Source organism: Halomonas sp. MCCC 1A11062 (genome assembly GCF_021404355.1).
Lineage (GTDB): Bacteria > Pseudomonadota > Gammaproteobacteria > Pseudomonadales > Halomonadaceae > Halomonas > Halomonas aerodenitrificans.
In genome coordinates this window covers 68,810-82,640 of sequence record NZ_JABFTW010000015.1, presented here as the reverse complement: position 1 = coordinate 82,640, position 13,831 = coordinate 68,810, and the positions used below count along the sequence as shown (strand labels likewise).

Genomic DNA, 13,831 nt, shown 5'->3' with positions numbered 1-13,831 from the left:
AAACCCACGTGCAACACGACAAGAACAAGCCCGCAAGCCGGGCCCAAGGAGCCACTCATGAAGCCAACGCTGAAGACCCTGCTGGCCGCCGCCGCCAGCGCCACCTTCCTTACCGCGGGCATGGCGCAAGCCAACGAGCGCCTGCTGATCGGTTCGACCTCCAGCTCGTCGAGCCACTACGGCTACTTCGTCGCCGTCAACCAGATCATCAACAGCCAGGTCGAGGGCGTGAGCGCCTCGGTGGCGGAAACCGGTGCCACCGTCGACAACCTGCGCCGCCTGAGTCGCAATCAGATCGACATGGGCCTGGTCACCACCAACACCGGCTACCACGCCTACGCCGGCCAGGAGGACTTCGACGGCCGCCCGGTCGACAGCCGCCTGCTGTGGGTCTATACCGTCGCTCCGCAGAACGTGGTGATGCGTCAGGATGCCGGCGTCTCGACCCTCGAGGACCTCGATGGTGTGCGCTTCAACCCGGGCATCACCGGTTCGGCCACCGAGAAGACTACCGAGGCGGTAATGCGTACCCTCGGCATCTCGCCCAACTACGTACGCGGTTCCACCACCGACATCGTCGATGCGATGAAGGATGGCCGGGTGATGGGCTCGGCCAAGTCCGGCGTCGGCAACCGTCTCGACGGTTCGAGCATGGACATCGCCACCTTCACCCCGATCAGCGTGATCTCGCTCACCGACGAGCAGGCCGCCACGCTGCGTGAGGAGATGCCCGACGTGGCCATCATCGACGTGCCCGAAGGTGCCGGTGAGGGTATTCCGGCCTACACCACCTGGGCCTTCGGCGTGGCCGTACACGCCCATCCGGATCTCGACGAGGAGACCGCCTACCAGATCGTCAAGGCGGTGATGGAAAACCCCGAGCCCCAGGCCAACGCCTTCTCCGCGGTGCGCGACGCCGATCTGGCGCAGATGACACTGGAAGTGGGCACCGTGCCGCTGCACGCCGGGGCGGCCCGCTACTTCGAGGAGCAGGGCCTGGAGATTCCCGACGCGCTGCGGCCCGTCGAGTAACGGCCAGGGGAGACGATTGCCATGCGCGAGAACCTGACCAAGCTGCTGGCCCTCTTGCTGGGCGGGCTGATCCTCTACACCTCGGCGACCGGCCCCTTCGAGAGCATGGTTCAGCGGGGCATCTTTCTTGCGCTGGTGATCCTGCTGGGGCTGACGCTCTATCCGCTGGGCGCGGGCAAGCGCTGGCGCCCGCTGGGGCTGGCCTGCGACCTGGGGCTGGCAGCCGGCGTGGTGCTGGCCTGCGGCTACGTGGTGATGAACTACGAACGCATTCTCGTCGAGCTGCCCTGGGCCACGCCGCGGGACATGCTATTCACCGCCGTGCTGGTGGTGGCGGTGCTGGAGCTGTCGCGGCGTGCCATCGGCGTTATCTTTCCGCTGCTGGTGTTGGCGGGGCTGGCCTACGCCTGGCTCGGCGCGGCGATTCCCGGACCGCTGGGGCATCGCGGCTTCGATCTCTACTACATCACCGAGACGCTCTATCTCGGCGATCTCGGTGTGTGGGGCATGCTGGTGGGCGTGGCCGCCACTACCATCGCCGCCTTCGTGCTGTTCGGCTGCCTGCTGTTGCACACCGGCGGCGGCCAGACCTTCATGGACCTGGCGCTGCGTATCAGCGGGCGCTCGCCGGGAGGTGCGGCCAAGGTGGCCACCGTGGCCTCGGGGCTATTCGGCATGGTCAGCGGCAGTGCGGTAGCCAACGTAGCCACCACCGGCAACTTCACCATTCCGATGATGAAGCGCCTCAAGTACCCGGCGCCCTTCGCTTCGGGGGTGGAGGCGGTGGCCTCCACCGGTGGTCAGATCGCGCCACCGATCCTCGGTGCGGCGGCCTTCATCATGGCCGAGATCCTCGGCGAGAGTTACCTGCGCATCGCCCTGGCGGCGCTGCTGCCGGCCATCCTGTTCTATCTCGGTGTGTTCCTGACCATTCATCTGGTGGCGCGGCGGCGCAACCTGCAGGTGGTGCCCGACGAGGAGCTACCCACCTGGCCCGAGGTGCTACGGCCGGAGCGGATCATCCCGATCCTGGCGGCGTTGGGCGGGCTCTTCTACGGCGTGCTTTCCGGGCGCTCGATCCAGATGTCGGCCTTCTACGGCATTCTGATGACGATACTGACCTTCGTGCCCTTTGCCCTGCTGGCGCGTACGCCGCTGCGCGAGATCGCCGGCAAGCTGCTCTCGGGGCTGATCGATGCCGGCAAGGGCATGGTGATCATCGGCGTGCTGCTGGCCGGCGCGCAGATGCTGGTGGCGATGATCGGCATGACCGGCATCGGCGTGACCCTGGCCAGCCTGATCGTCAACGTGGGCGGGCAGTCGCTGTTCCTGGTGGCCTTCATCGTCGGCGGGGTGTGTCTGATCCTGGGCATGGGCATTCCCACCACGGCGGCCTACGTGCTGGTGGCCTCGGTGCTCGCGCCAGCGCTCACCAGCATCGGCGTCGAACCGCTGATCGCCCACCTGTTCGTGTTCTACTTCGCCACCCTGTCGGTTATCACGCCGCCGGTGTGCGTGGCGGTATTCGTCGCGGCGGGCATCGCTGGGACCAACTGGCTGCCGGCGGCGGTAGAGGCGGTGCGCCTGGCGGCGGCGATCTACGTGATCCCGTTCCTGCTGCTGATCTATCCCGCCCTGGCCGGCTTCGGCAGCGCCATCGACATTCTGCTGGCCAGCTCCCAGGGCGTGGTGTTCGTGCTCGCCTTCGCCACGCTGATGTCGCGGGTCGCCGTCACCGGCAGCCGGCTGCTCGACGTGGCGGGCTTGGGGCTGGTGGTGGGTCTGGCGCTCATTCCCGGCTGGCTGACCACCACTGGCGCCTTGCTGCTGCTGGTGGCGCTCTACGCCCGGCGGCGTCAGCGTCTGGCAGCGGCTCCGGTCGCTGCTAAGGCCCCAGGTGCACATGGCATGACGGCCAAGGAGACCCACTCATGACCTTTCTGTTGGGCAGTGGCGCCGGCTTTTCCGGCGACCGTACCGATGCCGCCATTCCCGTGGTGAGAGAGCTGATCCGCCGCGGCCAGCCCGCCGCGCTGATCTTCGAGACCCTGGGCGAACGTACCCTCGCCGCGGCTCACCGCGCCCTGCGCGACGACCCGACGGCGGGCTACGAGCCATTGCTGGAAGAGCTGCTCACTCCGGTGCTCGACGACTGCCTGCAGCACGGCATCGCCATTCTCGGCAACTTCGGTGCGGCCAACCCGGACGGCGCCTGCGGCGTGGTAGCCGAACTGGCCGCCCGCAGCGAGCGGGGCGGGGCGAGAATCGGCCGGGTGCACGGCGACGATATCCGCGCACGGCTGGGTGAAGTCGATCTCAAGCGCTGGGAGGCGGAGAGCCGCGAGCTGCCCGGCGAAGAGGCGCTGATCTCGGCCAACGTCTATCTCGGTGCGGCACCGCTGGTCGAGGCGCTGGAGCTTGGCGCCGAGGTAGTGGTCAGCGGGCGGGTGGCCGATCCGGCGCTGTTCCTGGCGCCGCTGGTGCACCACTTCGGCTGGGCCTGGAACGACTGGGACCGCCTGGCTGCGGGCATGATGGCCGGCCATCTGGGCGAGTGCGGCGCGCAGGTCACGGGGGGCTATTTCGCCGACCCCGGCTGCAAGGAGGTGCCGGGCCTGGCCCAGGTCGGCTATCCGATCATCGAGGTGGAGGAAGACGGCAGCCTGGTGGTGACCAAGCCCGCCGGCACGGGCGGCACCGTCACCGAACGCACGGTCAAGGAACAGCTGCTCTACGAGGTGCACGACCCGGCCAACTACCTGACCCCCGACGTGGTGGTGGATCTTTCCGCCGTGCGGGTAGAGCAGATCGGCCCCGACCGGGTGGCGGTGCGCGGCATTCGCGGCAAGCCGGCACCGCAGCGGCTCAAGACCACCGTCTGCTACGAGGGCGGCTGGCAGGGCGAGGCGGAGATCTCCTACGCCGGCCCCAACGCGCTGGCCCGGGCTCAGCTGGCCGCCGAGGTGCTGCGCGAAAGGCTGACCTTCCGCGCGCCGCCGGAGCTGCGCACGCGGCTGGACATCGTCGGCCATGCCAGTGTGTTCGACAGCGATGCCGGTGATCTGCAGCGCAGCGTGCCGGCAGCCGCTGGCGGTGACTATCGACTGCGGCTGGCCGCCGAGCACGCCGAGCGACGCTGGGTGGAGCGCGCGACCCAGGAGCTGCTGGCGCTCTACTGCGCCGGCCCGGCCGGCGGCGGCGGGGTACGCCGGCAGTTCCAGCGGCGCGTATGCACCGCCTCCTACCTGGTTGAGCGCAGCGACGTGGAAGCCTTTGCCGCCCTGTTCGATACCACTCTTTTCGAGACGAAGATGGCCAACGAGAGGAGAGTCGCCCATGGCGCACGCTGACGTGAACTCGGCCGCGAGCCTCCGGGCGAAACATGCGGTAGCCCTGCACCGCCTGGCCCATGCCCGTGCCGGCGACAAGGGCGATCGGCTCAACCTGGCGCTGTTCGCCTATGAGCCGAAGCATTACGAGACGCTGGTGGAAGCGGTCACCGAGGAGCGGGTGCTGGCGCTGTTCGCCCATCGCGGGGCGAGCCGCGTTCGCCGCTACCTGATGCCGGGCCTGGCCGGCATGAACCTGGTGATCGACGACGTGCTGCAGGGCGGGGTCAATGGCGCCCTCAACCTGGACGGCCACGGCAAGACACTCTCTTACCTGCTGCTGGGCATGAGCGTGACGACCGAAGACGATTCGCTCTAGATTCGCTCCTGCAGGCAAAACGGGCCACCCTTGGGTGGCCCGTTTGCGCTGGGACAGGACGAGGCTCAGGCCTTGGCCATGCGCTTCTCCTTGGTCTTCTCCTTCTCGCTGCCAGCGCCGCGCCGCTGGGCCAGGCTCTCCACCTTGCGCTGCTTCTCGTAGAGAAAGCGCAGCACTTCCTGGCGGTAGTGGTTGTAGCGCGGGTCGTCGGCCAGGGCGATACGGTCGCGGGGTCGCGGTAGCTCGATGTCGAGTATCTCACCGATGCGCGCCGAGGGGCCGTTGGTCAGCATCACGATGCGATCCGAGAGCAGTACCGCCTCGTCTACGTCATGGGTGATCATGATCACGGTGTTGCCCAGCTCGTCCTGGATGCGCATCACCTCCTCCTGCAGGTGAGCGCGAGTCAGGGCGTCGAGTGCGCCGAAGGGCTCATCGAGCAGCAGCACCTTGGGCTCCATGGCGAGTGCTCGGGCGATGCCCACGCGCTGCTTCATGCCGCCGGAGATCTCCGCCGGGCGCTTGTCCAGCGCATGCCCCATGCCCACCATCTCCAGGTTCTTGACGATCCACGCGTGGCGCTCGGCCTTGCTCTTGGTGCGCGCACAGGTCTTGTTCACCGCCAAGGCCACGTTCTCGTAGACGGTGAGCCAGGGCAGCAGCGAGTGGTTCTGGAACACCACGCTGCGGTCGGGTCCCGGCGAATTGACCTCCTTGCCGTCGAGAATCACCGCCCCGGAGGTGGACTCGGTCAGCCCGGCGACGATGTTGAGCAGGGTCGACTTGCCGCAGCCGGAATGGCCGATGATGGAGATGTACTCGCCGCGGTCCACGGTCAGGTCGATGCCCTTGAGCACCTGGCTCTCCACGCCCTTGGCGGTGAAGGTCATGTCGACGTTCTCGATACTCAGATAGCGGTTGCTCATGTTGTTGCTCCTCAGCCTTGGGCGGTGCCGCGGGTCACCCGGCTGCCGATGAAGGCGACCAGGCGGTCGAGGACGAAGCCGACGATGCCGACGTAGACCAGCGCCAGGATGATGTCGCTGATCATCGAGGCGTTCCAGGCGTCCCAGATGAAGAAGCCGATGCCCACGCCGCCGATCAGCATCTCGGCGGCGACGATGGCCAGCCACGACAGGCCGACGCCGATGCGCAGCCCCGAGAAGATGTAGGGCGCGGCGGCGGGTAGCATGATGCGGGTGAAATACTCCATGCCGTTGAGGCGCAGCACCCGGGCCACGTTGCGGTAGTCCTCGGGGATGTTACGAATGCCCACCGAGGTGTTGATGATGATCGGCCAGATCGCGGTGATGAAGATCACGAAGATCGCCGAGGGAGTGCTGTCCTGGAAGCCGGCCAGCGAGATCGGCAGCCAGGCCAGCGGCGGCACGGTACGCAGCACCTGGAACACCGGGTCGAGGCCGCGCATGGCCCAGGTCGACTGCCCCACCAGCACGCCCAGCGCGATGCCTGCCACCACGGCCAGCGAATAGCCATAGGCCACCCGCTCGAGGCTGGCCAGTATCTGCCAGGCCATGCCCACGTCGTTGCCGCCATGGTTGTAGAACGGATTGACGATCAGCTCCCAGGTATCGCGCAGCACCTGGGAAGGGGGCGGCAGCACGGCACCAGGGGAGGAGCACAGCAGCTCCCACAGGATGCCGAGCAGGGCGATGATCACCACCGGTGGCAGCACCCGCTGCACCAGCACTTGCTGCATGGCGGCGAAATCGGGAGCCCAACGGAACGAGGCCGTCTTGGCCAGGGCGTTGCTGCGTTGCATGCTACTCATGACGATGTCTCCTTCTCGTACGAGATCAGGCGAGGCGCTTGATCTCGAGGCTGTCGAGATAGGCCTGGGGATCTTCGGGATCGAAGGTCTTGCCATCGAAGAACGTTTCCACGCCGCGTGAGGTGGAATCGGGAATGTCAGCGGAGTCGATGCCGAGAGCGGCAGCCGCTTCGCGCCACAGGTCCTCGCGGTTGACCTGTTCGATCAGCGCCTGGCTGTCGAAGTCCTGGGGCAGGTAGCCCCAGCGCTTGTTCTCGGTGAGGAACCACAGGTCATGGCTCTTGAACGGGTAGGAGGCCTGGTGTTTCCAGTAGCGCATCATCTGCGGATGGTCTTCGATCACCAGACCGGTGCCGTAGTCGAAGTTGCCCTGGATGCGGTCGATCAGATCGGCATAGGGGGCATGAATCCAGCGCCGACGGGAGCAGATCTGGGCCATCTCCTCGTGGTTGGCCGGATCCTCGCACCACATCTGCGCTTCCATGATCGCCATCAGCAGCGCCCGGGTGGCATTGGGATTGGCCTCGACGTAATCGCTTCTCAAGGCGAAGGCTTTTTCGGGGTGGTCGTTCCAGATCTCGCCGGTGGTATTGGCGGTATAGCCGATGCCCTGGTTGATCAGCTGACGGTTCCACGGCTCGCAGACGCAGAAGGTCTCCATGCTGCCGACCCGCATGTTGGCCACCATCTGGGCCGGCGGCACCACGATAGTGGAAATGTCGCGGTTGGGATCGATGCCGCCGGCGGCCATCCAGTAGCGAATCCACATGTCGTGGGTGCCACCGGGGAAGGTCATGGCGGCATTGACCGCATCGCCGCCGCTGCGCTTGGCGGCGATGGCCTCGGCGAACTCGGCGGTGTCGAGTCTCACCTTGAGTTCGGCATGCTCGTTGCCCACCGAGATGCACTGGCCGTTGAGGTTGAGCCGCGCCAGGATGCTCATCGGCACCGGCACGTTGTTTGGGGTCATGGCGCCGCTGGCAATGAGATAGGGCATCGGCGTGAGGATATGGGCACCGTCGATGCCGTTGCGCTGCGAACCAAGTACCAGGTTGTCGCGGGTGGTACCCCAGGAGGACTGCTTGAGTACCTCCACATCGGTCATGCCGTGGGCGGCGAAGAAGCCCTTTTCCACCGCCACGAACAGCGGCGCGGCGTCGGTCAGAGCGATGAAGCCGAGCTTGGCCGAGGTGGTTTCGGGCCGTCCGCTGGCCACGGCCCAGCTCAGCGGCAGGCTGCTGAGCAGAGCGGTACCGCCCACGACGCCGGCGGTCTGCTGCAGAAAACGGCGGCGGTCGAGTCCGGGATTGCCCTTGTTGGTCTTGTTCATGGATATGGCTCCCAATAAGAAGTGTCTGGCCAAATAAAGACGGCGCCTGCCCCGATTCGCATGACAATGTCACGGGAACCTGGGCAGACGCCGTTGTCTGGTCCTGGTGCTGCATGGAAGCGCTGAACCGTCGTTGACTCAGCGGACGGTAAGGCTTTGCAGCTTGGGTGCCATTGCGTCTTTTTATCGATTTATTTCATTTAAAATCAATTCGTTGCTATTTCGTTTGTGATGCCTGTCAAGAGGTGTGTCCGACTCACAGGCGCCGAGACGGTGCGCTCGGGTTGTGCGATGCACCATTGCTGCCTGTGTCATCTTCAGGACTCGATCCCCGTTTCGGCCGTTGGCTGGAGGATGTCGGCCAGCCCCAATACGGTCTGGGCGATCTCGGCCATGCTCTTGCTCTGGTCCATGGCCATCTTGCGCAGAAAGGCGTAGGCCTGCTCCTCGCTCATCTTCTGGTGGGACATGATCAGGCCCTTGGCACGCTCGATCAGCTTGCGCTCGCGCAGCGCCCGGCGTGTGTCCTCCAATTCGTCGCTCAGGGCCTGCAGGCGCCCGGCCTGGGCGCGCATCAGCTCCACCAGTGAGCGATTGAGCGAGGAGCCTACCACCCGGGCGGTGACCTCGCCGAGCTCCTGGCTGGCGCTGCCGTCGAGCAACTCCACCAACTGCTGACACACGCCCGGCAAGGCATCGTTCAGCTGTCGGGTCAGCTCCTCCCGCTGTGTCAGGCTACGCCGTGCATCCAGAGTCCGCGTCAGGCACAGGCTGGTCAGTTCGCCGATCATGAAGGTTTCGACCCGCTGCATGGCGTCGATCCGCCAAGTGGTCAATTCGTACCAGGTCTCGCCCAGGGTGCTGGCGTTCTCCGGCAGCGCAACGTCGCCGCAGGCCATCTCGCGCAGTTGCTGAATGCCGGCCAGCGTGCGGCCGGGCATCTCCTGCTGCCACAGTTGGCGCACCGCCTCGCTGGTGAATTCGAGGCAGGTGTCGAAGCAGCGCTGCTGGGCGTCGATCAGGTGCAGCAGCAGCTGGCGATGGGCGTCGTCGAAGGTGCCGGAAGTGAAGCCGGCGGCGCCGCAGGCGCGCTCCTGGCCGGCCAGCTCCTTGCCCTGCATCAGGTGAAAGATGGCAACCAGGGCCAGGGTGATGTCGGGGTCGCCGGCGGTATCGGCGACTTCGAACACCACCGAGAGCAGGGCGCTGATGAGCTGATTGTACGATTGCGTTGCCGCATCGGGGCTGGTGCCGAGTGCGGCGATGTCGTCACGCAGTGCGTCCAGGCCTTCCAGGGCGTGCCAGACGAAGGCGACCCGCTTCAGCAAGCGGGCGGTGGCGGCGGGGCGACCGGCGGTCTCGCCCAGTGCCTCCAGGCGGGTGCGCAGGGCGCGCTCGGTGGCCTGGCACTCGTCGATACGCTCCTGACGGCGCTCGGTAAAGCGCTGTCCGCCGGAGGCCAGATAGACGTTGGAGGCGCCACGCTCCTTTTGCAGCGCATGGATGAAACGACTGACGTCGCCGACGATGTCGCAGGCGGCGGTAAGGTGCTCGAGATCGTCGATTTCGCAGCGCTTGGCTGCCAGCAGCAGGCATTCGGCGGGTGTCATGGCTCACCTCATTCACGCAATGGCCGCCGCCCCGAGGGCGGCGGCCAGTTTGGGCAAGCATTGCGGCAGTGAATGCCGCTGTGCTTGCGATCAGCGCAGCGACAGCGCGCCGGCGCCGGTATCCTCGCCCACGGCCTGGCGATAGGCTTCGGCTTCCTCGGCTTCCGTTTCGTCGCTGAAGCGCACCAGCAGAGCGCAGGAGGCCAGCACCAGCACGATCAGGCCGAGGTAGAACAGGCCTTGCTGATAGGTGATGGCTTCGCTGCGGAAGAGGAAGGCGGCAGCCACGGCACCCACATTGCCACCGGCACCGACGATGCCGGCCACCGCGCCCAGGGCCTTCTTGTTGATGAAGGGCACCACGCCGTAGGTGGCACCTTCGGCCATCTGCACGAACAGGCTGAACACCAGCATGATGCCAATGGCGTACGACAGCACGTGCATCTGCGAGAAGGCCACCAGGGCAATGCCTTCGCAGATCAGGGCGATGAACAGCCAGCGCACGCGCCCCTTGAGGCCACCGTTGCGGGCAAACAGGTCGGAGAACACGCCGCCCAGGGTGCGGGCGAAGACGTTCATCAGCCCGAACAGACCGGCGATCATGCCGGCGGTGGCCAGGGTCAGGTCGAAGTGATCGAAGAAGTAAATGGCGGCGATGTTGTTGATGGTCAGCTCGACGCCGAAGCAGATGGCATAGACCACGAACAGCGCCCACACGCGGATGTCCTTGGCGGCGGACATGAAGCTCTTGCCGGCACTGTTCTCGCCGTTGGCGGGGGGCAGCTCGCCACGTGCGCGCAGCTCATCGAAGTTGCCGTTGGGAGCGTCCTGGGTGAACAGCCAGTAGCCGATGCCGGTGGCGAACATCACCACACCCGGCACCACCATGGCCAGACGCCAGCCCAGCGTCTCGCTGACGCCCAGCATCAGCAGCCCGGAGAAGATCAGCGGCATGACGATCTGCGTGGTACCGCCGCCCAGGTTACCCCAGCCGGCGCTGGTGGCGTTGGCCGTGCCCACCACGTTGGGGGCAAACATCATGGTGGTGTGGTACTGGGTGATGACGAACGAGGCGCCGATGGCGCCGATGGCCAGGCGCGCCAGCAGGAAGGTCTCGAAGCTGTTGGCGAAGCCGATGCTCATCACCGGAATGGAGCCCAGCACCAGCAGGCCGGTGTAGGTCTTGCGCGGCCCGATGCGATCGCACAGCACGCCGATCAGCAACCTCACGATCACCGTGATCAAGACCGAGGCGATGATGGTGTTGCCGATCTGGGTTTGGGTCAGGTTCAGGTCTTCGCGCACCACCGCCATCAGCGGGGCGATGCCGAACCAGCCGAAGAAGCAGATATGAAAGGCGAACCAGGAGAAGTGGAAGGCACGCATCTGTGGCGTGCGCAGGCTCAAGAGACGAATTCGGTTCGCCTTGTTGAGAATTTCCATGGGCTATGACCTCGTACGGATTGTCGATACATGAGTTCGCCCTTCTCCGTTGAAGGTCAGGTCTGACGCACTCGTACTTCCCCTGGAAGCCTGGTCCACGCCTACCCGGCAATTTGATTCATATCAAGCAATCCGTTTGCCATATTCTTTTGTTGTTCAGTTAAAACATCGAGTTATGGTTTGATGGGTGGATCGAAGCTCGTACGATCCTGGAAGAGAATGGCAAGAGAGCGGCAGGAGAGTCGCCACAGGGTGGCAAGAATGGTGCAGTGCCGCACGAAAATGCCCCCTGCTGGTGCTAGGGGGCGAGATCAGACCGGCAGGTTTCAGCTCGTGTCAGTACATGGCCAGTTGGGTGGCGTCGCGCTCACAGCTGAGAAAGGTGGAGTTTTCCAGCCATTCGGGATCGGGGAAGTAGGCGAACAGGTAGTGGTCTTCCTTGATACTGTCGATCAGCGGATAGGTCACTTCCTGGCGTACCGCCGGGCAGCCGTGGCTGCGCCCCAGCCGGCCGGTCTGGCGGATGAAGGCCTCGCTGACGTAATCGGCGCCGTGGATCACGATGGCACGCTGATAGGCCAGGTCGTTGACGCCTGGCTCCAGCCCCTCGAGACGCAGGGAGTAGCCGTTGCGTCCGTAGTAGCTGTTCATGGTGCGAAACAGGCCGAGGCTCGACTGATAGCTCTCGGGGGTGTTGGAGAACACCGTGGCCTCGGCATCGCCCGAGCCGCGGCCGTGAGAGACCAGCTCCTCGAACATCAGGCGCTCCTGGCTCAGGTCGAAGACCCACAGGCGCGGCTCGGTAGAGGGGCGGGAGAAGTCGATGACGGCCAGGCGTCTGGCGTCGGGCTCGGCGCAGGCCACGGCCTTGGCGGCAAGTTTCAGCACCACCGGGTTGGCGTCGGGAGCCAGGTTGGCCAGGGTCCGGCCGAGCGGTGCGGCAGCGGAATACGAAAGCCCCGCCTGGCTCAGGAAGTTGCCGGCATGGGCGGTGGGCAGGGTGACCAGCAGAGAGGCGGCCAGGGTCGAGAGCGGAAGTCGTAGCGTCGGTAAAAAGCGCATCGGCATGCCTATGGCGTTGAAATAGCGCAGCGGCAGCACCGCTAGCGGGGTAACGTAAAGAAAGGTGGTGGGCTCGGCCGGCTTGCAGCCACGGGCCAGGCACTATTATGAAGAGAGGGGCCAGGAAGGCCAGACCAGCCATCAACGGAGCAGGGGTTATCGATGCGCTTTATTACACGGATGGGAGTACTGGTAATGCTGCTTGCCTTCATGCCGGGAGCCTTGGCAGAGGAGCGAGCGCGGCAGTCGAGCGTTGACGATACGGGCGACAGGCCGAGTCTGTCTCGTGCGCTGGCCGACGAGAGCGAGTTGCTGCAAGCGTTTTATGCACGGCGCGACCATCGGCCGGCCTGGCAGGATGAGGAAACGATAGCCGGGCTCGTTTCAACGCTGCGGGCCCTGGAGGAGGACGGCCTGACCCCCGAGGATTACCGTCCCGACGAGATCGAGGCGGAGTACCGCAACGTGCGCGACGAGGACGCGGACAGCGAACGGCAACTCCGCTACGAGCTGTTTGCCAGCCGCATGTTGTTCACGGCGCTCAAGCATCTGCAGCGGGGCAAGGTCGATCCCCAGTCGCTGAGCGCGGATTGGGAGGTGCCGGTGGAAGCGCCCGACCTGGATCTAGGCGCGATATCGGATGCCATCGACCAGCAGCAGTTCGAACGCATTCTGGAAGAAGCGCGGCCGCCCTATACGCCCTACCTACGGCTGCGTGAAGGGCTGGCTCGCTATCGCGACATAGAACGGCAGGGCGGCTGGGAGCGGCTGCCGGAACGCGATAGTGCGCTGCGTGTGGGAGACGACGACGACGACGTGGAGCTTCTGCGTGAACGTCTGGCCGTGGCCGGTGTGCTCGAAAATGGGGCGACCGACGACGGGGATGAAGACAACAAGGCGACCGACAATGGCGCCGCTTCCGGGGAGGCTCGGGAGGGCGCCGATCCGCGGCGCTTCGACAGCGAACTGGAAGCGGCAGTGCGCCGTTTCCAGCGGCGGCACCTGCTGGAGCCCGACGGTATCGTCGGACGTCAGACGCTTGCGGCGCTCAACGTTCCCGTCGAGCGGCGTATCGATCAGATCCGCCTCAACATGGAGCGTGCCCGCTGGCTGCTGCACGGCCTGCCCGAGGCCTACGTGCTGGTCGACATCGCCGGCTACGAACTCAGCTATTTCCGGCCCAACGGTGAGGTCTGGCGCTCACGTATCGTGGTGGGGCAGCCCTATCGGCGTACGCCTTCGCTACGCTCCGAGATCACCCACATGACCGTCAATCCCACCTGGACGATTCCCCCCACCATCCTGCGCCAGGACGTGCTTCCGGCGGTGCGTCGCGACCTGGGCTATTTATGGCGGGAGCGAATTCAGGTGCTCAGCCCATCCGGGGAGCCGCTCGACCCATGGCGGGTCGACTGGGACAACCCCGGCAACATCGTGCTGCGCCAGGCGCCGGGTCCGCAGAATGCCCTGGGACTGCTCGCCATCCGCTTCCCCAACGATCATATGGTCTATCTGCACGACACGCCGGCCCAGGGCAACTTCTCGCGCCAGCAGCGTGCTTTCAGCTCCGGCTGCATCCGCGTCGAGAACATTCGTGAGCTGGCCCAACTGCTGTTCGACGATACCGACAGCGATCACGACATCGAGGCGCGCATCGACAGCGGGGAAACGCGCAACGTCTCGCTCGCCAACCGCATGCCGGTCATCCTGCACTACTGGACCGTCAACCCGGACGACGACGGCGCGCTCTCGTTCCGCCCCGACATCTACGAGCGTGACGACGAGCTGCTGCATGCATTGGATCGCCCGCTGGCCCTGTGAGCCAGCGAGCGTGCCCTGTGAGCCGGCGGGCAT

At 65.6% G+C, this 13,831-nt stretch carries 11 protein-coding genes; 5 read left to right on the top strand and 6 right to left on the bottom strand.

What is annotated here, in order from left to right; genetic code table 11:
* Positions 1-57 precede the first annotated feature (57 nt).
* Genes HOP58_RS15840 through HOP58_RS15825 form a run of 4 tightly spaced genes read left to right on the top strand, consistent with a single transcriptional unit; the run spans position 58 to position 4,740 of the window.
* Positions 58-1,032, top strand: a complete 975-nt coding sequence (locus tag HOP58_RS15840; protein WP_010629452.1) for a TAXI family TRAP transporter solute-binding subunit — start codon at positions 58-60, stop codon at positions 1,030-1,032.
* Between the two features lie 21 nt (positions 1,033-1,053).
* Entirely contained in the window at positions 1,054-2,967 is a 1,914-nt protein-coding gene (locus tag HOP58_RS15835) for a TRAP transporter fused permease subunit (RefSeq protein WP_234252915.1), read from the top strand.
* Positions 2,964-4,382 carry an acyclic terpene utilization AtuA family protein gene (locus tag HOP58_RS15830; RefSeq protein ID WP_234260841.1) on the top strand — a complete coding sequence of 473 codons (1,419 nt, stop codon included), beginning with the start codon at positions 2,964-2,966 and terminating at the stop codon, positions 4,380-4,382. Before HOP58_RS15835 ends, HOP58_RS15830 begins: the two co-directional genes overlap by 4 nt.
* Positions 4,369-4,740: a hypothetical protein gene (locus HOP58_RS15825; RefSeq protein ID WP_191223381.1), complete on the top strand. Its 372-nt coding sequence runs from the start codon at positions 4,369-4,371 to the stop codon at positions 4,738-4,740. Before HOP58_RS15830 ends, HOP58_RS15825 begins: the two co-directional genes overlap by 14 nt.
* Positions 4,741-4,805: 65 nt before the next feature.
* On the opposite strand, the gene HOP58_RS15820 is transcribed toward HOP58_RS15825, so the two are convergent.
* The 6 genes from HOP58_RS15820 to HOP58_RS15795 form a co-directional block, all read right to left on the bottom strand.
* Positions 4,806-5,666, bottom strand: a complete 861-nt coding sequence (locus tag HOP58_RS15820; RefSeq protein ID WP_234251421.1) for an ABC transporter ATP-binding protein — start codon at positions 5,664-5,666, stop codon at positions 4,806-4,808.
* Between the two features lie 11 nt (positions 5,667-5,677).
* On the bottom strand, positions 5,678-6,532 hold the full coding sequence (ntrB, locus tag HOP58_RS15815) for a nitrate ABC transporter permease (protein ID WP_234245114.1): 855 nt from the start codon (positions 6,530-6,532) through the stop codon (positions 5,678-5,680).
* Positions 6,533-6,557: 25 nt separating this feature from the next.
* Positions 6,558-7,862 (bottom strand): CmpA/NrtA family ABC transporter substrate-binding protein, encoded by a 1,305-nt coding sequence (locus HOP58_RS15810; protein WP_103968969.1) that lies wholly within the window; start codon positions 7,860-7,862, stop codon positions 6,558-6,560.
* Positions 7,863-8,179: 317 nt separating this feature from the next.
* Positions 8,180-9,472: a nitrate regulatory protein gene (locus tag HOP58_RS15805; protein WP_234238424.1), complete on the bottom strand. Its 1,293-nt coding sequence runs from the start codon at positions 9,470-9,472 to the stop codon at positions 8,180-8,182.
* 90 nt (positions 9,473-9,562) lie between these two features.
* Positions 9,563-10,915, bottom strand: a complete 1,353-nt coding sequence (locus HOP58_RS15800; RefSeq protein WP_103968967.1) for a NarK family nitrate/nitrite MFS transporter — start codon at positions 10,913-10,915, stop codon at positions 9,563-9,565.
* 336 nt (positions 10,916-11,251) lie between these two features.
* Complete coding sequence (locus HOP58_RS15795; protein WP_234260840.1) at positions 11,252-11,977, bottom strand: murein L,D-transpeptidase catalytic domain family protein; 726 nt, start codon at positions 11,975-11,977, stop codon at positions 11,252-11,254.
* Between the two features lie 195 nt (positions 11,978-12,172).
* On the opposite strand from HOP58_RS15795, the gene HOP58_RS15790 reads away from it, so the two are divergent.
* Positions 12,173-13,798: a L,D-transpeptidase family protein gene (locus HOP58_RS15790; RefSeq protein ID WP_234260839.1), complete on the top strand. Its 1,626-nt coding sequence runs from the start codon at positions 12,173-12,175 to the stop codon at positions 13,796-13,798.
* The last annotated feature ends 33 nt before the right edge of the window (positions 13,799-13,831 follow it).

Excerpts from the sequence above, each read along its gene's own strand:
- HOP58_RS15800 (WP_103968967.1), bottom strand. The coding sequence starts at position 10,915 with ATGGAAATTCTCAACAAGGCGAACCGAATTCGTCTCTTGAGCCTGCGC.
- HOP58_RS15805 (WP_234238424.1), bottom strand. The coding sequence starts at position 9,472 with ATGACACCCGCCGAATGCCTGCTGCTGGCAGCCAAGCGCTGCGAAATC.
- HOP58_RS15825 (WP_191223381.1), top strand. The coding sequence starts at position 4,369 with ATGGCGCACGCTGACGTGAACTCGGCCGCGAGCCTCCGGGCGAAACAT.
- HOP58_RS15830 (WP_234260841.1), top strand. The coding sequence starts at position 2,964 with ATGACCTTTCTGTTGGGCAGTGGCGCCGGCTTTTCCGGCGACCGTACC.
- HOP58_RS15795 (WP_234260840.1), bottom strand. The coding sequence starts at position 11,977 with ATGCGCTTTTTACCGACGCTACGACTTCCGCTCTCGACCCTGGCCGCC.
- HOP58_RS15820 (WP_234251421.1), bottom strand. The coding sequence starts at position 5,666 with ATGAGCAACCGCTATCTGAGTATCGAGAACGTCGACATGACCTTCACC.
- HOP58_RS15840 (WP_010629452.1), top strand. The coding sequence starts at position 58 with ATGAAGCCAACGCTGAAGACCCTGCTGGCCGCCGCCGCCAGCGCCACC.
- HOP58_RS15810 (WP_103968969.1), bottom strand. The coding sequence starts at position 7,862 with ATGAACAAGACCAACAAGGGCAATCCCGGACTCGACCGCCGCCGTTTT.
- HOP58_RS15835 (WP_234252915.1), top strand. The coding sequence starts at position 1,054 with ATGCGCGAGAACCTGACCAAGCTGCTGGCCCTCTTGCTGGGCGGGCTG.
- HOP58_RS15790 (WP_234260839.1), top strand. The coding sequence starts at position 12,173 with ATGCTGCTTGCCTTCATGCCGGGAGCCTTGGCAGAGGAGCGAGCGCGG.
- ntrB (WP_234245114.1), bottom strand. The coding sequence starts at position 6,532 with ATGAGTAGCATGCAACGCAGCAACGCCCTGGCCAAGACGGCCTCGTTC.